This window comes from Nitrospinota bacterium (genome assembly GCA_009873635.1).
Lineage (GTDB): Bacteria > Nitrospinota > Nitrospinia > Nitrospinales > VA-1 > LS-NOB.
In genome coordinates this window covers 52,276-72,289 of sequence record WAHY01000010.1, presented here as the reverse complement: position 1 = coordinate 72,289, position 20,014 = coordinate 52,276, and the positions used below count along the sequence as shown (strand labels likewise).

Genomic DNA, 20,014 nt, shown 5'->3' with positions numbered 1-20,014 from the left:
CATTATTTGATCAGGAATCTATATGCCAATTATAAACCCACTTTCAACAAATTCAATAGGAGTGAAAGGTGTCGCCGGGGATAGCTCCTTAGGTAAAGACGCTTTTATGAAAATTTTGGTTGCTCAAATGGAAGCCCAAGATCCACTCTCGCCCATGGAAGGTCAGGAATTCGCATCGCAACTAGCAGAGTTTAGTAGTCTTGAGCAATTGACTAATGTAAATGGAAACTTAGAAACAATGCAGTCCCTTAATATCGCCTTGAGTAACAACTCAACACTTGCCTTAATTGGAAAGTCTGTTGATGCACCTGGCAATACTATAGACTTAAAATCTGGTGAAATCGAAACTTTATCCTTCTCAGTAAAAGATGATGCTAGTGAAGTTAGTATTGATATTTATGATAGCACGGGAGTTAAAGTAAATACTGTCAATCTTGGCGCTCAAGACAAAGGAATACATGAATACATATGGAGCGGTCGAGACACTTCAGGTTCATTAGTGCCTCCCGGAATGTATACCTTCAGTGTAACAGCTTCTGATACTTCAAATAATTTCGTATCTGCTGAAACGTTTACTGCAGGAAAAGTTACTGACGTAATTTTTGAGGACGGCCAAGCATTTGCAGTTGTAAATGGACAAAAACTTTCTGTAAGCGAAATTTCAAAAGTAAGCCTTTAATCAATATAAATACTAGGAGATTATAATGCCCTCTTTACTTAGTTCATTATTCACTGGAGTCTCAGGCCTTTCGGCAAACTCTGAAGCTATGGGAATCATTGGTGATAATATTTCAAACGTAAATACAGTTGGGTTTAAGAGTAGTAGAGCTGTTTTCAGCGAATTATTTAGCACTGTTTTGGCAAACGGTTCGACAACCCGGCAATTAGGACGAGGAGCTGCATTATCTGGGTCCCTTAAGGAATTCAGTCAGGGTGCATTTGAATCTTCATCAAATGCTTTAGATATGGCTATTGATGGCTCTGGTTTCTTTGTTGTGAACAATGGTAGTGGAAATCAATATACTAGAGCCGGTCAATTTAGATTAAGTGAAAATGGTTTAGTTCAATCTATTACTGGAGAGACATTGCAAGGTCAACAAATACAGAATGGTGTTGTTTCTACTACTGTTGGTAATATAGATCTTGCAGGAGTTCAATCTGCTCCTCAAGCCACAACAACATTTACAATTGGAACAAACCTAGACTCCTCATCATCTGCGTCTACTACTTTTACTACACCCGTAAGTATCTATAATTCTGTAGGTACTCAAGTTATAGCTAGTATTCAATTTACTAAAGTCTCAGGTAGCAATTCATGGACTTATGGAATTACTACTTCTGAGGGTACCGTTACTTCAGGCGCATCTGGTACTGTTAGTTTTGATAACTCAGGACAATTGAGTTCACCAACAACCGACCCAAGTATAGTTATTGATTACTCTTCTGCTACATCACCTGCCGCTAGCCAGACTTTAAATTGGGATCTAATAGGTTCATCTGGTACTACAAATGGTAAACTTACGGGTTTTGCTGCATCATCTAATAATAATTCTCTTGTGCAAGACGGTTTTAGCACAGGGACTCTTATTGGCCTGACAACTAATGGAGCCGGTATTATTTCAGGTTTATTTAATAATGGACAAACAGATCAATTATATCAAGTCACTTTAGGAGATTTTCTGGCACCCTCAGGATTAACGCGAATGGGTAACAACTTATTTTCAGAAACTGCTGACTCAGGGCAAGTTGTACTTGGAACTGCTGGGACCGGAGGTTTTGGTGATATTACTGGCCAGTCCTTAGAGTTATCAAATGTTGACTTAGCAGAACAATTTGTTTCTCTTATTCAAATGCAACAAGCTTTTCAAGCCAGCGCCAGAATCATTACCACAACTGACGATTTACTGACAGAAGCTGTGAATCTAGTACGGTAAATCTGCAACAGGTTTAATCTTCTAAAGGCCCGGGTTTTAGCCCGGGCCTTTTTTATTGCAACGATAACTTGCCTGTAGAACCCAGGCTTTGCTACATTAGACACATGAGTCGTGATGAACAAATCCGCGAAGTAAAATCCGCCACATTTCTCCGCTTTAATCAGATTTGGAAACAAAACTTTCAGACCAATAAAAGTGCCATACAAAAAAATCCCGGTGTCATAGCCTTGAAAAACAAATTCCGAGATTTACCCAGTATCGTGGTAGGGGCTGGGCCATCGTTGGATAAAAATATACGCTTTCTTCATCGTGCTCAAAATAAAGCTGTAATAATTTCTTGTGACGCAGCATTAAAGCCTTTAATGAGTCACGGCATCACCCCGGACTTTGTGGTCTGCCTTGATCCACAAGAAGAAATTTCCCGGTTTCTTATGAATGTTCCTCATAAGGGAATTACCCTTGTAGTCCCTTCCATCGTGCACCCGCATATACTTGAACTCTGGGAAAGCGATATTCTGTTTTTCAACAAGTTTGCTCCTGATATTCCCACATTAGTTGAAATTCAAAAAGCTGTTCCCCACATCGGCATATTAACTCCCGGGGGAACGGTGTTGTCGGTAACCTATGATCTGGCCTTTCAGGCTGGAAGTGCTCCGATTATTTTTGTTGGTCAGGATCTTTCTTATCCCAAAAAAAACTCACATAGCCAAGGCAGCGATGCTTCGGGACAAGGCTTGAAACTCATGATGGAAAAACAAAAGGACAACCTGGTTTTGGAAACAGACATTAATGGAAAAAGTTTGCGAACATTAAAATCCATGTCTGTATCCAAAGAATGGTTTAACTGGGCATTCACAACCTGGAAACGGGATAATCCATTAAAACTTTCCAATTGCAGCGAGGCCGGCATACTGACGGATAACTGCACCGTTGAACCGTTGACGGAAGCTATTATCAAGCATTGTACAAAAAAAATTAATATCCCCTGGATATTGAAAAAAGCACTGAAACGAAAAAACCGCAACCAGGCTTGAGCTCAAGCAAATAACGTTGCGGATAAAATTCTCCAGCAGGTAATCACTCCAAAACCACTTTTAAAAAGATGAAGTCACGGCTTGTTGCTATCAGCCGCAGTACGGGCACAGCGAAACCCCTGCCAGATATTGAACTTTTCAGGGCGCTCATTAAACCTGTATGTGGTTCTCATATAATAGGCCTTGTAATACCAGTTGCCTCCCCTTAAGACCTTGCTGACTCCCGATTTGGGACCTTGAGGGTCTATAGGATTTCGATCTTCATAGGCACCGCCATCAAACCAGTCTGACACCCACTCCCAGACATTGCCAGCCATGTGATGAAGACCATAAGGAGATGCGCCCTGGCTCATACTATCTACAGGCTCCATCACCTTAAAACCCTGTTCAGAAAATTTACGTCGGAAAGTAACCCGGCTATTGTCAGGGTATTCATTTCCCCAGGGAAAAATTCTCTGGTCAGTTCCCCTCGCGGCCTTTTCCCATTCCGCTTCCGTAGGCAGGCGTTTATTTTTCCATTTGCAATAAGCATCAGCACCAAACCAGGATACGCGATTGACAGGAAGTTTCTTCACACCGGGACGGGGTTTGTATTTTCCCCCTACATATTGAATGGTTACGCTTGGGGTAATTTCTATAAACCTCTCTGCTGAATCCTGATGAGAATTTAAAAATTCGGCAAAGTCGGCACTTGTCACCTCAAATTTATCGATCCAATAATCACTAAGCATAACTTCATGAACAGGGTCTTCGTCCATGTCTCCCCATTCGTTTTCGTTTTCAATGGCAAATCCCATAGTAAAAGAACCTTCAGGAATGAAAACCATAGGAGGATTTTTTTCAAAACTGGAAGTGCATGCAGGAAATAGAAGAGCTATTATCAACCCTTTCAGGATTTTAAAATATTTTTTGTTTTTCATTGTTTGGAAATCGGTTAGAAATGGAAAGTTGCCACGCATTAGCAATGCTTCATTATTTCTTTAAGACGAGAAACTTTTTACCTATCGCCAGTTATTGCCAGTCTAATCCAAATCTTCATGCTGGTTTTATTTTTTCATGGGACCCATCACAAAACGGCCTTTTTTTCGTTCTGAAGCATCCACACAAGTAATAGGTTTTGTTTTTATCCAGTTGGACGATTTCTGGCTCGCCCCCTGTAGTATGGTGCGTGGCATCACAAAACGGCCAATGGTTTGACTGCATACAGGTACAAACAGCTATTTCAGAAGTATCGGTTATTTTTATTGGTCCCTCTCCTGACATGATTGGAATCCTTTTAAAAAGTTTTTTTAATTAATCTTATTACAAAGAAACCGGTTTTATAGTTTCCTGATCGGGTAAAAAAACCGTGAACAAAGTTCCCTTACCAGGAGTACTTTGAACATTCAAAGTTCCTCCATTTCGATTAACAATTTGATAAACAGTAGCCAACCCTAACCCAACACCGTCTTTCTTGCTAGAATAAAATGGATCATAGATATTATTGATCTGGTCATAGGCTATTCCGCATCCTTCATCTTGAACCTCAAGCACCATTCCTGCCTGATCAGTTTTGAAATCACCGCTATTATAAGAAACAACTTCCTTTAAAGATAAGGTCAGGGTTCCCTGGGTCATTGCCTCCAAAGCATTGATACACAAATTCCATACAACCTGTTTAATTTGCTCCTCATCCCCATTTAAAGTCAAATGGTCTGAGGTTCTATTGAAAACAATATTTTTTCTAGTACTTAAATCTTCTTTGTTTTTTAACAGTGTGATTACATCTTGAATCAGTTGGGTCAAATCAATAATAGTATTATTATTTTTTTTTGGCTGAGAATAATTAAGGAAATCTGAAAGAATGCTATTTAAACGATCCGTTTCCTTCATAACTATTTCCATGAGTTTTTTATAAGAGTCTTCAAGTTTAAGGCCTCTGGATAGAACCTGAATAGAACCGCTCAAAGAAGTCAACGGGTTTCTGATTTCATGGGCCAGCCCCGCAGAAAACCTTCCTACAGCAGCCAGCTGTTCGGTCCTCAATACTTTATTCTGCATTTCTTTAACTTCCGTGAGATCTTCAAATACGAGGATGTATCCTGCTGAGTTATTAAGGTCTGAAAGGTGGCTGATTTTTATACGAATGAAATTTATTCTTCCATCTTTCCTTTGGCACTCACCTTCTATTTGTTTGGGAAGATAAAATTTTTTATCACCATGAAATAATTCTTTTAACTCTGTTAAAGGTATTAATTGTTCTATTGGGTACCCCAAACTTTCTTTCACAGAAAAACCCATTAGGGCACTTGCTGCAGGGTTACTTGATGTGATCTTGCCTTCAGAGTCGGTGGTGATCAACCCATTTCCCATATTCTGAACAATATTTCTGTTAAAGGCCCTTTGTTCTTCTAAGTTTAAATTTATGCGGGCCAGTTCTTCTTTAACAATTCGTAACCTATGCGAAAGAAAGCTACTGAGATAGGCCACTGTGTAATAAGAAACAATGTTCAAAAAAATCACATAAAAGACATAACCACTTGCAAAAGATACCTTAGATTCGGGAAACAAATAAACGGGTGTAATGATGCCAAAATATTCCAGGTCAACCAGTACGCCATAAATGATAATGGCACCGGAGGCCGCCAAATAAGCTGCGGCTCTTGGTAACATGACACCGGAGGCAATAATTACAAATAAAAAAAGGAAGGAAATGGGGCTATCAATACCCCCCGTGGTAAAGAGAATGCCGCCTACGAGAAGTAAATCTCCTGCTACCTGGATCGATGCAGTCTCAGTCAGGGTCAAATATCTAAAAAGTACCGCATAAATCAAGGACATGAAAAAGCCTATCCCGATTACCGTGCAGACAGGCTCGATAGGCGCGGTGATTCCCAGTCGTTTTTGAAATACAAGCAACAGGCCCAAAAACCCAGTCAAAAAGAAAACTCTTAAGAGCATTATTCTTCTGACTCTTTGCTGTAGCTCTTGATCCTTATTTTGGATATCTCGTGCCATAGTGCGGTCGGTTCCGCTAAAATTGTCCTTCTTCTAAATAGCTTCTCCCATCTTGAATATAGGTAGATACATGGCGACAACAATGAATCCAACAATAATTCCCAGAAAAACCATGAGCATGGGTTCAAGCATGGCCGTCAGGCCTTCAACCGCGGCATCAACTTCTTCATCATAAAAATCTGCAATTTTGGCCAGCATTTTATCCAGGGAACCAGAGGCTTCTCCAACATCAATCATCTGAATAACCATTGGTGGAAACACATCTTCGCGCGCAAGAGGTGCCGCAATGGTTTCACCTTCCTTAATAGCCTCAATAGTTTTAAACACGGCTATTTCGACAATTTTGTTTCCTGAAGTACGCGCACAGATATCCAGACCTTCAATCAAAGGCACCCCGCTGGAAATCAGCGTTCCAAGGGTCCTGGTAAATTTTGCCACCGAAACCTTGCGAATTAACATCCCAAATACAGGGAGTTTTAGAGCAAGCCTGTCTATTTCAATATTTCCTCGCTCCGTTGCATAGACTTTTTTGAAAACAAAGAAAAAGGTTACCGCCCCTCCTAACATGACCCACCACTGGTTTCGGAAAAAACTACTGACATTCATAACAATCTGAGTTGGTCCCGGAAGTTCCTTTCCTCCCCCTTCAAACATGGTGGCAAAGGCAGGAATTACAAATATCATTAAAAATGCCACGACAACAAACGCCACAGTAACAATGGCTCCCGGATACACCATTGCAGATTTTACTTTTTTCTTCAGTGCTTCTGCTTTTTCAATATATTCAGCCAGCCTCCGGAGGATGACATCCAGAATTCCCCCTACCTCGCCAGCTTCGACCAGGTTGCAATACAACGAGTCCCAAATTTCAGGAAATTTTTTCAGGGATTCAGAGAGATTGTTTCCGATTTCAATATTCCCTTTGACCTTTAGAATTGTTTCGCCAAAAGTTGGATTTTCAGACTGCTTTCCAAGAATTTCCAAACACTGAACCAGGGGCAATCCGGCATCAACCATGGTAGAAAATTGCCTTGTAAAAATAACCACATCACGGGTGGTGATTTTATGTTGCTTAGGCCCAAATAAAGCGCTGCCTTCACTTTTTTTCTTAACGGTGGTAACACGAATATTCTGCTGTTTGAGCTTCGAGATCGCAGCCTTTTCGTCTTCCGCTTCCACTTCTCCGGCTTTCATTTTTCCCCGGACTCGCGATTTATAGGTAAAAGTAGGCATATGATTTTGTACTATTCCTGTTGTTTCAAGGTGTACGCATTAATCTTACTTTTTGTGCTTTCAAGCTCAAGTCCAATGCGCGTCAATAAATGAGTTGTATTACTCAGGCGCTTCACCAAAGCTAAAATGATAGGCTTCATATCATCTGAAAGTTCGTCCATCGCGTTGTCAAAAAAATCTTTTCCAATCACACCAACCGTCACATCTCCAACAGCTGAAACATTGGCACTTCTCACTGTTTCTGCTATTAAACCCATTTCTCCAAATACTTCCCCTTCTTTGAGGGTTCCTATGGTCACAATTTTTTTATCGACTTTTTGTGAAACGCGAACCTGACCTTTTATAATCACATAAGCATTATTGCTCATAATTCCTTCTGTAACGATCGTATCGCCATCAGAGTAATGTTGCTGAATAGGTGTGTCTTTTAGGCTCATGCTTTCCCCATTGCGTGAAGAGTTTCTTTGAACACTTTGTAAAACATTTCATTATCAGTAATTGATTTTTTTAACACGTCTCTCAATTTATCCAAATCCTTTTCATTGATTACAACGTTAGCGCTTTTCTGAAAAGCTTCCATGTTGTTTAATGTCTTAAAGTTTGATCCTAATAGTGCAAGAAATATGTTTCTACGCGTGACCATAGGCATTTCGAGTAAGGTTTGATATACCGGGCTGCTTTCCAAGTTTTTGTTTCCGTAGTTTTCGTGCAATGCAATAAAGTGAAAATGGGTTAACTTCATTTTATGCACAGCATGCTCAGGTGATTTAGCGTATTGAATTTTAAAATCTTTACTTTCGAGTGCTTCGGTCCACACAGACTGGTTTTTTTCATCCAACACCAATGCCAGTTGGTCGTTTTCATCATAAATGACCAGCTCATCATCTTCAAAGTCTTCATGTTGAACAACCATGCTTTGTGTATCTATAGCTTCTTCTGGTTCAGGTGCGGGAGGAGTTGATGGCTCATTGGATTTAAGATGCTGGTCCACTTTGATTTTGTTTTTACACCCAGGGCAAGTGATTGAAAAAGCCTGATCCTTCGGCAACTTTTCATCAGGAATATTCATGGACTTTTTACAAGAATCACATACTACTTGCATAGTTCTTATCCCTTCCTATTTTTTAATGTTTGCCCCATATTCATCGTCCATACCAAGCTCATCAATATCTGTGGTTTTTTCACCTTTCGCCGACTTGAGCGTGTCAATTCCTCTACCCACCACAGCCTTGCGTGAAGCATATGCCAAAGCGGTTTCTTCTGTTATAAGACCGTCCTGATACAATTTCATTATATGCTGGTCGAAAGTCCACATACCGTATGCATCACCATTAGTGATGATTTCGTAATATGTTTTTCCTTCAGATTCGCCATTGATGATTGTGTCCTTCACCCGCATATTGGAAGACATAATCTCAAGCAGGGCCACTCGCCCTCCTCCCACTTTGGGAAGCAAACGCTGACAAATGATCCAACGAATCGTATCAGCAAGACGAATGCGTATTTGTTGTTCTTCTTCCTGGGAGAACATACCCACGATACGATTTATGGTTTGCCCGGCATCAACCGTATGCAAAGTACTCATTACCAAATGACCCGTTTCAGCAGCACTAAGACCTATTTCAACCGTTTCCCGGTCACGCATTTCCCCGACTAGAATAACTTTGGGCGCCTGACGAAGAGCAGCCCTAAGTCCACTTGAAAAAGAATCGTAATCAATCCCTAATTCCCTTTGGTTAAAGGTGGCTTTTTTATGCGGGTGTACAAATTCAACCGGGTCCTCAAGAGTAATAATATGTATGGATTTACCTTCGTTCATATCATTTAACAGCGCAGCTAGAGTCGTAGACTTACCACTACCAGTCCCACCTGTTACAAGAATCAATCCATTTTTTTCTTCCGCAGCTTTTGCAAACTGAGCCGGAAGTTTTAAGTCTTCTATAGATGAAATTCGTGTTTCTAGTTTTCTTAATACAATTGAATAATTTCCGCGTTGAGAAAAAATATTAACCCTAAAACGAGCTTTGCCCAGAAGAAAATAGGAGCAATCGCAAGAACCTTCCCTGATTAATATTTCTGTCAGCCTTCTGTCTGAATTGATTAGGTTTAAGGCAAATACTTCTGCCTGAAAGGGTGTGAGTTTCTCAATAGGAGGAACGATAGGCACAGCCGTTAACTGCCCTGAAGATTCAACCTGGCAAGCTTTACCGACAGTTATATTTAAATCGGAAATATTTCCGAACGCTTCCAGCATTGTAGTTAAAATATGATCAACTTCGGCTTTTCTCATAAATAATTCATAAAAACTCTGGTGGCGTATTTAAATATTGGATAAACCTTTCTTTAACTATTGCTTTGTCATACGCATCTTCAGGGCTAATTTTTTTCTCTTCCAAAGCAGCGAGAATTGCGTCATCTAAAGATTGCATACCATACTTTTTACCTGTTTGAATTGCTGAAGGAATTTGATAGGTTTTTCCTTCTCTAATCAGGTTGGAGACCGCTGGAGTTACAATCAGGATTTCTAAAGCAGCCATCCTGCCTTTTTGATCAATACGCTTAAATAGGTTTTGAGCCACAACCCCCTTCAATGATTCTGAAAGAGTAGTACGAATCTGAGGTTGCTGATGTGCCGGAAATACATCAATAATCCTGTCAATGGTTTTTGCTGCACTTTGGGTATGAAGTGTTCCTAATACCAGATGACCCGTGGATGCAGCTTCCAAAGCCAGTTCAATCGTTTCCAAATCACGCATTTCACCAACCAGAATGATATCCGGGTCTTCCCGTAAAGCTCCCCGCAAGGCTGACTTGAAACCTTTTGTGTGCACTCCCACTTCCCTATGATTCACTATACAGTTTTGGCTTTTATGAACAAATTCAACCGGGTCTTCAACAGTAATAATATGGCTTTTTTTGTTTTTGTTGACGAAATCCATCATTGCAGCAAGAGTAGTAGACTTACCACTACCCGTCGGACCGGTAACCAGAACCATTCCTTTATGCAGCATGGAAAGTTTTGTGATGACTTTTGGTAATCCAAGTTGTTCAGCGGTCAGGATCTCGCTCGGTATTTCTCTGAATACAGCTCCCACACCCCATTTCTGCTGAAAATAATTTGCCCGATAACGGGCCAGGTTGGGAATTTCATAAGCAAAGTCCACATCTCCAGTTTCTTCAAAATCCTTGATCTTGTTTTCTGGAGCAATTTCATACAACATGGCTTTCAGTTCATCATTATCAAGTGGCTTATATTTGATTCGCTCCATGTCTCCATGAACCCGGAGTATGGGTTGTGAGCCTGCAACAAGATGAAGATCTGAAGCACCCTGCTCATTCATCAGCTTGAAGAAGGCATCAATTTTAGCCACAGTTTATTCCACCCGTTCAGAGTTAATAATAAAGTCCTTTATCACCTTATTATTACTTTCCGGCAAAGTTATATCCTTGCCGTTTAATGATAATTCCACTCCCGACTTATTCCCCACGGTCAACCGAAAGGCATCATTTGCCCAAAAGGTCTTTGCGGATCCAGCAGTAAGAATAAAATCCTCTTCACGGAAATCATCGATAGTCATATTAAACCACGAGTTTTCCTTAGTAGAAATTATAAGTTTCAAAGGTTTTTCGATATCCCGAGAACCTTGTAGACCAAGATCAGACTGTGAATCATTTACTTTTTTTTCACTTTGCTCTGTCAACTTCGTTTGAAGCGAGTCTTCCTGCGGAACCTGTTGAACAGCCAAACTCTCAGGTTTTTTGTCAGTTTTAGATTGGGTAGAAGCCTCATCCTTAGCATCCAATGTTTCTTCACTTGTCATTTCTTTGGATATTTCGGATTGAACTGAAGGTTCCGGTTTGATTTCCTCAACCTTTTTTTGATCAGGAGATATTTTTATCTCCTTTGGGTCATCTCCTTTTGTTACCAGGAAACCAACCCCAAACAGGAGCCCAAGAAATCCCAGAGCCATCAAACCAAACGATAAATAGTTTTTTTGGCTCCCTTTAGAAGAAGGTTCTTCAGCTGGAAGATTTTCCTGATTTTTCAATTCCACAGACTCTTTGTAGATATTGAGCATTTCCTCTACATCAGAACCTATGGTGTTTGCATAAGATCGAATATATCCTTTAATGAAAACCTCGCCAGGGAGTTCATCAAATGAGTTTTCTTCGAGAGCTTTAAGAAAACGAATATGAATTTTTGTGGCCCCGGAGATTTCTTCCAGAGGCACACCTCTTAATTCGCGTTCATGTTTTAAATAGGAACCAAAATCTTCTACCATTATTTTTTTTATTCCGGGCGAACCAGTTCAATATATTCCTTAGATTTTTTGGCCAAGCTACCTCTAGGAGAGTAAAGAATCACTTTTTGAAAATGATCCAGTGCCTGGTCCTTATTTTTTTCCTTTAAATACAATTGTGCCAATTCATAATGGGCCTGCGAAAAACGAGGTTTCAAAGACAAAGCCTTCAGCAAGGAAGTCTTGGCTCGATCAAAACGCTCCTGGTTTATATAAGCCAATGCCAGATTAAGCCTGATTCCTGCATTATCTTTAATTTCAAGGGCTTTTTTCCATTCAATTTCCGCTTCGTTCTTTTTCCCTAAATTGTAGAAACACAGTGCAACCCAATTATATATTTGCTGGGGTTGCAGGGTTCCGGGTCTATCCAGATATTCCCGAAAGTATTGAATGCTCTTCTCCCATTGCCCCTGTTGCATGTAAATCAAACCCAGCTGTCGGTAAGAGTCCTTTAAATCTTTGAATAACTGTATACTTTTTAGAAACTCCTGTTCTGCTTGCTTTAGATCCCCTTGAGTAAAATAAGCCTCTCCCAGGAAAAAATAGTAGTTTGGTTCTTTAGGGTTTAGCTCCTGGGCCTCTTTTAGCAAAGCCACCATTTTTTCTTGTTGGTTTAATGATCCTGCCTGCAGGGCCTCCTTGAGTTTTTGTTGTGCCAAAGATTTATTATCATCCGGTTTCAGATCAGAGGCTGCGCAAGAAGTAAAAAATGCCAGCATCAGCAATAAAATTACAGCCTCACCCCATTTTTCAGACAATAGAGTCCTCACCGGTAAAAAGCCCATAAGTTTATAAATTTTATAAAGTTATTTAAATATACCGAGTACCGATTGTACCAAATCGCTAAATTTTTCTCAACTGCGTAACTAACAAAGAATCAAAGGCCAAAGCTATAAAATCAAAAAACATTAAAATTTTTTTAAAGAATAGCACTTATTGGGCCGATAAAAGTTATGATGAAAATTGTCTAATACACCTGTTTTTGTGCCCAAAAATGACATAAACCACCATAAATAAAGTGGTTTTAGTTATTAAAAAGAATAGATGGGTTATTTTAAGACAGGGCTTTAATAGATAATTTAAGCCAAATTGGTAGAATTATATTATTGAATTATATATACTATTTTGTATCTAAGGGGACGTGTTTGTTGCGTGACCCTTTGAATATAGAGTGGATAAGCTCAATATAAATTATCTTGTTAACCAAATTTTTGAAAGGAGGCGCCTGGAAAAACTTGTTTTGAAGATTTACCCAAAATAGATATCACTTTCAATTGAAGCATATATACAATAGGAGAGAAGTATAATGAAAACTAAGCTGACAAAGCGATTTTCAAAATTAATCGCGATTTTAGCCTTTCTGGCCCTCTTGGCAGGAAACGCTTTCGCGATAGAGAATAGAAGTAGAATTGTATCTCCTTACTGGCAGTCTGATTCTGGTTCCTATACCTTTATTGCTGTGAGTCACACCTCACTTTCAGGTATGGCCTCTCAGATTGGATTAACTGTAAACGCCATCACCAGTGAGAACAGTACTTTTGGTACAGCAGTGGATTTCACCATCACTTCAGGATCAACGACCAGAGTATTTCTCGTAAGCACGAATCACGCAACGGTTAATCCGACCAGTATTCCGACCGGACAGTTCATTAGTGGAACCACCAATTTTACTCATGGACATGTTCGCATCGATCCAATAGCCACTGATGTAAATTCCTTGACAGGTGCTGATCCTCTTGGGGCTGGTGATGGATATCGTGATGCTACGATGTTATCCTTCTGGGGTTCGGTGGTTATAGAACAAAACACTACGGGATTTGCCATGGAGTTTATCGGCGACATGTAGGATTCCACTGTTGGTGGTAACCTCACTAATGTTGCTGCGGGTGGCAGAGCTGATGGTTTTGTTCCGGCTGGTCGAGGTATCAACTAGACCGGTTGTTAGAATCAAATCTTCACCTCAGGGGCCGGCCATTGATGGCTGGCCCCTTTTTTTCACCTTATTGTTCAAAGGATCTGAACTATGAGACGCTCAATTTTCCTCGTTGTAATTTCTTCTTTATTTTTTGCCTGTTCTAACCAAGACATAAAAATTGATGCGAAACAATCGCAATCGCATTATAAATTAGCATTGGAAATGGCACAGTTGAATCTGTTCAAAAATGCTTTGGAAGAATTTGATCTGGCCATAAAGTTTAATCCGGAAGATCCAAAACTATACAGGAAAAAAGGCATTCTCCTTTTCGGAATGAAACAATATGAAGAGGCTAAAAACAGTTTTCAAAAAACTATTGAATTAGACCCAAAAGACGTTCAGGCCCATATCAATCTTGGTATGGTTCATCTCACTTCGGGGAACAAAAACAAAGCTCTGAAAAGCTGGGAGCACGCAGTAGGCATCAACCCTGATGATAATGACTCTAAAGCATTGAATAATATCGCAAATATTTACAAAGCGAACAACGATTTCCCAAAAGCTATCGAGTATTATCAAAAAGCCATTGCCTATGAGCCTACAAACTCTACTTACCTGAATAACCTGGGAGACAGCTACCGGCTCAAAGGAGACTTGGAAAAAGCCGAAAAAACACTATTAAGGTCCCTTGAAATTGATACAAATGGAATGCTCACCCATTTCAACCTGGGAATCCTTTACCAAACTAATGGAAAGTTTCAAAAAGCTATTGACTCATTTCAAAAATCATTAAATATCAACCCAACATACACTGAAGCCTATTACCAGCTTGCGAATACCCACCTTAAAACCAATAATAAAGAGTCCGCCAAACTAAACCTGGAGAAAGCTATTCAGGCCGACCCTGGAAATTTAAAGTTTCAGGAACTTTATAATAAAGCTTTTTCCTCCTAAAATATTTTTGACAATACCAAGGGAGGGATTCAGCTCCCAATAGTTTCGCGCAGGAATACTTGCAGTTCTAAATTCTCCGGATGTACAATACCGGGATGGATAATATTGACTCCCAAACTTCCAAAGAAAACACTTTTACGGCTGCAGAATTAAAAGCCATTCTTACCGACCACAAAACCTGGCTGAATTCAAACGGTCAGGATGGAAAACCCGCTAACTTGGAAGGTTGTTATCTAAAAGGAGCTGTGCTGGTGGGTGCTGATCTCAGCAACGCGAACCTTGAGGGGGTCAATTTGTACGGAGCCTACTTAAAAAATGCCAACCTTGAGAATTCAACATTACAGGGGGCTAATTTACGTGGGGCCAATCTTCGGTGGGCCAATCTGAAAAATGCTGATTTGAAAAATGCCAATCTTGTTCGCGTTGATTTTCTTCAGGCTGATATTAAAGACGCCAGACTCGAAGGTGCCAACCTGAAAATGGCTGAAGGGCTCACACAGGAACAACTGGCAACAGCCCACACCGATGAAAAAACCACTCTCTAACGAGAGAAGAAAAATGCCTCAACTGGAAATTATCCAATTTCCAAGACTCAATAAGCCCTTCATGGTATGGAAATGAATACTGGAAAAGTGTAAATCTTGATATGGCAAGAAGGGGTATGTTCCCAGGATCAGAACTACTGAAAAACCATTTTGGCAGAATCAAACATCCCTTTTAAGCTGGAGGTCGCATCTTCAACAGCAGTGGCTTCATATCCACAGTGGGCAGTACAATCCGCACATTTACGATTATTCTGGTGCCCGTAGTTTTCCCACTCTGTAGTTTCCATCAACTCTTTGAAAGATTCTGCATATCCATCGTCCAAAAGATAGCAGGGCTTCTGCCAACCTAATACAGAATAATTCGGGTTGCCCCAGGGAGTGCAGGAATAATCTCTTTTACCACGCAAAAATTGTAAGTATAGTGGCGAATGATTTAAATCCCATCGCCCTTTTTTATTTTTCTCCAACAATTTGTCAAAAAATTCAAACGTGCGTCGCCGTGCAAAAAAATGGTCCTGATCCGGTGCGTCAGGATAGCGAAATGCAGATGCCATGGTCACACCATCTATCCCTAAAGGAACTAAAAAATCAAGAAACTGCTCTGCCATTTCCACACTTGTGTCATCAAAAAATGTGGTTGCACTGGTTACTCGAAATCCTTTTTTCTTAGCTTCCCGGACCGCCTCAATAGCCAGTTTGAAAGTTCCTTCCTGGTCAACAATGCGGTCATGCTCTTCTTCCATGCCATCAAGGTGGATGGAAAGGGTTAAATAAGGTGATACGGGTAACTGGTCTAGAAAATCCTTAAGGAGAATGGCGTTGGTGCATAAATAAATAAAACGTTTCATCGCAACCAGGCCTTTGACGATTTCCACAATTTGCGGATGCATCAACGGTTCTCCACCTGCAATAGAGACAACAGGAGCACCACATTCTTTGGCGGCCTTAAAACACTGCTCAGGGGTCATATTCTGTTTTAGAATTTCATTGGGTTTTTGAATTTTTCCACAACCAATACATTCTAAATTACAACGGAATAAAGGCTCTAACATCATCACAAGTGGATAACGCTTGTTCCCCTTTAGTTTTTGCCGGAAAATATAAGTTCCTATTTTCAACGCTTGTATCAGCGGGACAGACATGTAATTAAAATCCAATTAAATTGTTTAAGTAAGGAAATAATCAATTGCACCAACAAGATTTCTTGTTAAAATTTTAAAACCTTATTATAAAGCCAGATTGTTTGGGGAATAAAGAACTTTATCCCTGACTCTAAAATGAAACCTATAGATTTTTGCCATAACATACGTATATTGGCAAAAGACCCTTTAACCGGAAATCAATTTTGAAAAAGTTGTTTTTCTTTATTGTTTTTGTCTTGGTAGCAATAGCTATTGACGGAACTTTGGCAAAAGATATTTTCGATTATGGGATTCATACAGCTTCAGGCTGGTTGGGACTGGCTTTAGTCATAGGGGTTTTGCTCACCCTGTACTGGGCAGAAACCACCAAAACCCACCCGGACGAAAACAACCATAAGTGAATATAACTGCCGATAAGTTTCAGGTTGTCTCTAGGGTCCCGCTTTTTTGCAACAGACTTAATAGAGAAAAAGGTTCTGCCTGCCAATCAATCCCGATCCAAACAGTTCCATTGCCACCATGCGCTACATTCTTTTTTTCACCAGCACTGGTTTCCATGGCACTTATAGAAAACTTGTGTTGCCCGCTGGGAGAAATATATTCTGCTTCATCTCCCAACTCAATTCTGTTTTTCACATCTACCTCTATCCAGCCTGGTCTCTCATTAACAATCTGGCCACCAAATACCTGAGGCTGGTCATTTTCCTGTGGCGAATCAAACCGTTCTGTTTCTCTGTTGGAAGGAGAAATTAGAAATGCCGATGTGAAACCCCGATTCGCTGTTTTATTTATTTCTCCAAGTAAACTTGGATCAAATGATTTCCCTTCTGTAATATCATTGATAGCTTTTCGATAAGCCCGGGTAACCATGGCCAAATAATAAATAGATTTCGAACGGCCTTCAATTTTAAATGACATGACACCAGACTCACGAAGCGGTTTTAAATATTCTACCGCCCTAAGATCTTTGGAGTTCATGATATAAGTGCCATGTTCGTCTTCATCAATAGGCATCATTTCTCCATCCCGCTGATTTTCCTCAATGGCATAATTACCCTTCAGGGGTTGATATTGCTCGGTTTCCGTTCCGGTTTCTTCATTAATATTAAATTCCCATCGACAACTGTTTGTACAGGTACCCTGATTTGCATCACGATGATTAAAATAATTCGACAACAGGCACCGCCCAGAATAAGCAATGCAAATCGACCCGTGCACAAAAGCCTCGAGTTCCATACCCGGAACCCGCTCATGAATTTCCTGAATCTCTTCTAAAGAAAGTTCTCTCGATAAAATGATCCGCTTAACCCCAAGGTTGTACCAAAATTCAACGGATGACCAGTTCATAGTATTCGTCTGAACCGACAAATGAACAGGAATATGGGGAAACTCCTTTAGAGCAAACTGAATCATTCCCGGATCAGCCATGATGAATGCGTCAGGCCCTAACTCAGCATGTTGAGCCAAGGACTTTTTAAAGGATGCAATTTTTCTGTTAGGCGGAAGAATGTTAGCTGTAACATAAATCTTCTTGCCCTTATCATGGGTGTAGGCAATGGCATCTTCAAGCAAGTCATTTTTGAAGGGATTCTCTCTCGCCCGTAACGAAAATTTTGGGATGCCTGCATACACGGCATCCGCGCCATAAGCTAAAGCGTATTTCAATTTTTCAGGGCTGCCAGCAGGCGCTAATAGTTCTGGGGTCATAACCTTATTGCCATTTTGTATTATTCAGCTTTCCAGCTTACACCAAAGAAGCGCTTCACTGCAATAATCTCAAATAAAATGGATAGTTTGAATAAATTTAAAATACAAAGGAGTGTTAAATATGGTCTTTCAAATGTGAGGAAGGCTTGCCTTCCTGCAATTCTTCTACAAGCGACAAGGTAGCCCTAAGCCTTTTTGCCAAAACTTTAAGTATGGGCATAAGAGCTTGTGGATTATGTTGAGCCAGGGAATTAAATGCTTCCTGAGTCATGATCGAAATTGTACAATCTTCCAAAGCCACTACAGTGGCAGAGCGTGGAAACCCATCTATCATCCCCATTTCTCCAAAAATATCATTTTCTTGGAGTATACCTATAATTTGCTTTTCACCATTTGGCTTTTTTTTTGAAACCTCAACCTGACCAGAGTCAATAATATAGGCACAATCACTCAGGGTTCCTTCCTGAATTATTTCTTCGCCTTTTTTGAAATATACTGTTTTCATAAAAACAACCCAACGAGTTCGTTACCGGGAATATAATAACCTTTGGCTCAGAGCTATGAACCTGGCGAAATTTATGGTCCTCTAGTGTAATTCTTTAAGTATATAATTGCAATATAAGCCTGTGCTCGCAAAAGAGCCTGTAAACAACAATAAAAGTAAAAAGGATCTGCATATTGGCATTGCAGATCCTGCACAAACCATTGAAAATTTGAAATAATTTATATCAATCCACTTGGCGTGGGGCCAACTAGCTATAACTTGAACTGGCAAACAACCCTGTTCTCGGCTTTAGACACCAAAATTATTGTCTCTTAGAATTCAAACCAACTCCTGATATATCCTGATTTTTCATGAAAAGCTTTTAGAGCCTTCAAGCTCTTCAATAGTGCTTAACGTTTTTCTCAGACGTTTCGCAAGAACTTTTAAAACAGGAACCAAGGCCCCGGGGTTGTGTTTTGAAAGTGATTGAAAAGCCTCCTGAGTCATCACTGATACGGAACAATCCTCCAAAGCTACCACGTTGGCAGATCGAGGAAGGTTGTCAATTAAACCCATTTCCCCAAAAATATCATTTTCCTGTAAAGTGCCTATAGTTTGTACTTCACCTGTGCTCAAGGTTTTAGTAACCCTTACGCTTCCTGAGTCAATGATATAGGCACAGTCACTCAAGGTACCTTCTTTTATGATTTGTGCGCCTCTTTTGAAATATTGTTTTTTCATTTTTACTCCATCTATATTGATCTGGTAATAGGAAGAATTAAGTATTTTTTGAGAAGCAAAACACCGTTGGGAACAGCAAAACCAATGTTAAGATTTTTTGAAAGTAAAAATAATAAGGGATAAAATATGAACCTGGCTAGACTGCCTCTGGCTCCAGCCTCTTATTTTCAAGCCTGTTGACCAGCTTCAAGGTTTGTCTCAACCGAGTTGCAATAACTTTTAAAATCGGCATTAAAGCCTTGGGATTTTGCTGAGCAAGCGAATTAAAAGTCTCATGCGATATTTTTTGAATTCTACAAGTATCAAGCGCCTTGACAGATGCCGAACGGGGAAGTCCATCAATCAGCCCCAGTTCCCCAAAAATATCTCCTGATTTTAGAACTCCTAAAAACTGTTGTTCGCCGTTTGGAAGAGATTTGTAAACTTCAGCGGACCCAAATTCCAGAATATAGGCGCAGTCGCTTCTTTCACCCTCACGAATAATGGGCTCGCCTTTTTTATATTTCAAAGTTTCAACTTGATTTGTCATATACGCTATAAGCCTGAAAATTATTTAGCCAAGGTTTTAGCAAATCCACTATCAGATGAACTTTGAGAACCCGATCTTTGCGAATTCGGAACGTTCGGGGAGAACATATATGCCACCAAACCCGCAAAGATCAGGAAAATTAATATGGCTTTCCAAGGCGAATTTTTTCTGGCCACACCCCTCTTTTTAGGGACAGAACTTTCTGCATTCCGCTCAGAAGACCTGGCTGATTTTCGTGATTTGATTTTCGCTTTGGATTTAATTGTTGTTGCTGCTGTCATTATTTCACCTCAATTAACTATCTTTATTTATATCAATATATAAAGCATAAGTTATGCCAAACCCCGACAGGCAGGGGGTAAAAACCCATAAGTGACAATAAATAAGGGTTTTTATTGAAAGTGAATACTGGAAGGTGAAGTCTATCCCGGTGAGATTTTGTCTCATTATGAGACAAAATTGTATCAATATGAGACTATTTGAGACAGATTGAGACAG

Annotated in this window: 23 protein-coding genes; 8 read left to right on the top strand and 15 right to left on the bottom strand. The window is 40.1% G+C overall.

Going from position 1 to position 20,014, the window contains the following annotated elements:
• Positions 1-22: 22 nt before the first annotated feature.
• The 3 genes from F3741_07905 (at position 23) to F3741_07895 (ending at position 2,968) form a co-directional block, all read left to right on the top strand.
• Positions 23-679 (top strand): hypothetical protein, encoded by a 657-nt coding sequence (locus F3741_07905; protein ID MZG30715.1) that lies wholly within the window; start codon positions 23-25, stop codon positions 677-679.
• A 25-nt stretch (positions 680-704) separates the two neighbouring features.
• Positions 705-1,934, top strand: coding sequence for a flagellar hook protein FlgE (locus tag F3741_07900; GenBank protein ID MZG30714.1), 1,230 nt, complete (start codon positions 705-707; stop codon positions 1,932-1,934).
• Between the two features lie 104 nt (positions 1,935-2,038).
• Positions 2,039-2,968, top strand: a complete 930-nt coding sequence (locus F3741_07895) for a motility associated factor glycosyltransferase family protein (protein ID MZG30713.1) — start codon at positions 2,039-2,041, stop codon at positions 2,966-2,968.
• A 74-nt stretch (positions 2,969-3,042) separates the two neighbouring features.
• Here F3741_07895 and F3741_07890 read toward each other — a convergent pair whose 3' ends face one another.
• From F3741_07890 to F3741_07845, 10 genes are all read right to left on the bottom strand, one after another.
• Entirely contained in the window at positions 3,043-3,888 is an 846-nt protein-coding gene (locus F3741_07890; protein ID MZG30712.1) for a formylglycine-generating enzyme family protein, read from the bottom strand.
• A 115-nt stretch (positions 3,889-4,003) separates the two neighbouring features.
• Positions 4,004-4,231 carry a CDGSH iron-sulfur domain-containing protein gene (locus F3741_07885; GenBank protein ID MZG30711.1) on the bottom strand — a complete coding sequence of 76 codons (228 nt, stop codon included), beginning with the start codon at positions 4,229-4,231 and terminating at the stop codon, positions 4,004-4,006.
• A gap of 39 nt (positions 4,232-4,270) precedes the next feature.
• Positions 4,271-5,965, bottom strand: coding sequence for a PAS domain S-box protein (locus F3741_07880; protein MZG30710.1), 1,695 nt, complete (start codon positions 5,963-5,965; stop codon positions 4,271-4,273).
• 33 nt (positions 5,966-5,998) lie between these two features.
• Positions 5,999-7,198 carry a type II secretion system F family protein gene (locus F3741_07875; protein ID MZG30709.1) on the bottom strand — a complete coding sequence of 400 codons (1,200 nt, stop codon included), beginning with the start codon at positions 7,196-7,198 and terminating at the stop codon, positions 5,999-6,001.
• 11 nt (positions 7,199-7,209) lie between these two features.
• Complete coding sequence (locus tag F3741_07870) at positions 7,210-7,635, bottom strand: cyclic nucleotide-binding domain-containing protein (protein ID MZG30708.1); 426 nt, start codon at positions 7,633-7,635, stop codon at positions 7,210-7,212.
• Positions 7,632-8,300: a hypothetical protein gene (locus F3741_07865; GenBank protein ID MZG30707.1), complete on the bottom strand. Its 669-nt coding sequence runs from the start codon at positions 8,298-8,300 to the stop codon at positions 7,632-7,634. Before F3741_07865 ends, F3741_07870 begins: the two co-directional genes overlap by 4 nt.
• Positions 8,301-8,315: 15 nt before the next feature.
• Positions 8,316-9,488 carry a PilT/PilU family type 4a pilus ATPase gene (locus tag F3741_07860; GenBank protein MZG30706.1) on the bottom strand — a complete coding sequence of 391 codons (1,173 nt, stop codon included), beginning with the start codon at positions 9,486-9,488 and terminating at the stop codon, positions 8,316-8,318.
• A 7-nt stretch (positions 9,489-9,495) separates the two neighbouring features.
• Positions 9,496-10,569, bottom strand: coding sequence for a type IV pilus twitching motility protein PilT (locus F3741_07855; GenBank protein MZG30705.1), 1,074 nt, complete (start codon positions 10,567-10,569; stop codon positions 9,496-9,498).
• Between the two features lie 3 nt (positions 10,570-10,572).
• Entirely contained in the window at positions 10,573-11,481 is a 909-nt protein-coding gene (locus F3741_07850) for a helix-turn-helix domain-containing protein (protein ID MZG30704.1), read from the bottom strand.
• An 8-nt stretch (positions 11,482-11,489) separates the two neighbouring features.
• Positions 11,490-12,284, bottom strand: coding sequence for a tetratricopeptide repeat protein (locus F3741_07845; protein ID MZG30703.1), 795 nt, complete (start codon positions 12,282-12,284; stop codon positions 11,490-11,492).
• A 521-nt stretch (positions 12,285-12,805) separates the two neighbouring features.
• On the opposite strand from F3741_07845, the gene F3741_07840 reads away from it, so the two are divergent.
• The 3 genes from F3741_07840 to F3741_07830 all read left to right on the top strand — a co-directional run bounded on the left by F3741_07840 (position 12,806) and on the right by F3741_07830 (position 14,913).
• On the top strand, positions 12,806-13,345 hold the full coding sequence (locus F3741_07840) for a hypothetical protein (protein MZG30702.1): 540 nt from the start codon (positions 12,806-12,808) through the stop codon (positions 13,343-13,345).
• Between the two features lie 177 nt (positions 13,346-13,522).
• Entirely contained in the window at positions 13,523-14,368 is an 846-nt protein-coding gene (locus tag F3741_07835; GenBank protein ID MZG30701.1) for a tetratricopeptide repeat protein, read from the top strand.
• Between the two features lie 95 nt (positions 14,369-14,463).
• Complete coding sequence (locus F3741_07830) at positions 14,464-14,913, top strand: pentapeptide repeat-containing protein (GenBank protein ID MZG30700.1); 450 nt, start codon at positions 14,464-14,466, stop codon at positions 14,911-14,913.
• Positions 14,914-15,047: 134 nt separating this feature from the next.
• On the opposite strand, the gene hpnH is transcribed toward F3741_07830, so the two are convergent.
• Complete coding sequence (hpnH, locus tag F3741_07825) at positions 15,048-16,055, bottom strand: adenosyl-hopene transferase HpnH (protein MZG30699.1); 1,008 nt, start codon at positions 16,053-16,055, stop codon at positions 15,048-15,050.
• Between the two features lie 203 nt (positions 16,056-16,258).
• Between hpnH and F3741_07820 the strand changes: the two genes are divergently transcribed.
• Positions 16,259-16,456, top strand: a complete 198-nt coding sequence (locus F3741_07820; protein ID MZG30698.1) for a hypothetical protein — start codon at positions 16,259-16,261, stop codon at positions 16,454-16,456.
• A 19-nt stretch (positions 16,457-16,475) separates the two neighbouring features.
• Here the strand turns inward: F3741_07820 and F3741_07815 are convergent, their stop codons facing one another.
• The 4 genes from F3741_07815 to F3741_07800 form a co-directional block, all read right to left on the bottom strand.
• Positions 16,476-17,762, bottom strand: a complete 1,287-nt coding sequence (locus F3741_07815; protein ID MZG30697.1) for a U32 family peptidase — start codon at positions 17,760-17,762, stop codon at positions 16,476-16,478.
• 115 nt (positions 17,763-17,877) lie between these two features.
• Positions 17,878-18,267, bottom strand: a complete 390-nt coding sequence (locus tag F3741_07810) for a cyclic nucleotide-binding domain-containing protein (GenBank protein ID MZG30696.1) — start codon at positions 18,265-18,267, stop codon at positions 17,878-17,880.
• Positions 18,268-18,615: 348 nt separating this feature from the next.
• Positions 18,616-18,987, bottom strand: a complete 372-nt coding sequence (locus F3741_07805) for a cyclic nucleotide-binding domain-containing protein (protein ID MZG30695.1) — start codon at positions 18,985-18,987, stop codon at positions 18,616-18,618.
• Between the two features lie 136 nt (positions 18,988-19,123).
• On the bottom strand, positions 19,124-19,516 hold the full coding sequence (locus F3741_07800; GenBank protein MZG30694.1) for a cyclic nucleotide-binding domain-containing protein: 393 nt from the start codon (positions 19,514-19,516) through the stop codon (positions 19,124-19,126).
• A gap of 144 nt (positions 19,517-19,660) precedes the next feature.
• Here F3741_07800 and F3741_07795 point away from each other — a divergent pair, with 144 nt between their 5' ends.
• A complete protein-coding gene (locus F3741_07795; GenBank protein MZG30693.1) occupies positions 19,661-19,840 on the top strand; it encodes a hypothetical protein in 180 nt (59 codons plus the stop codon).
• The last annotated feature ends 174 nt before the right edge of the window (positions 19,841-20,014 follow it).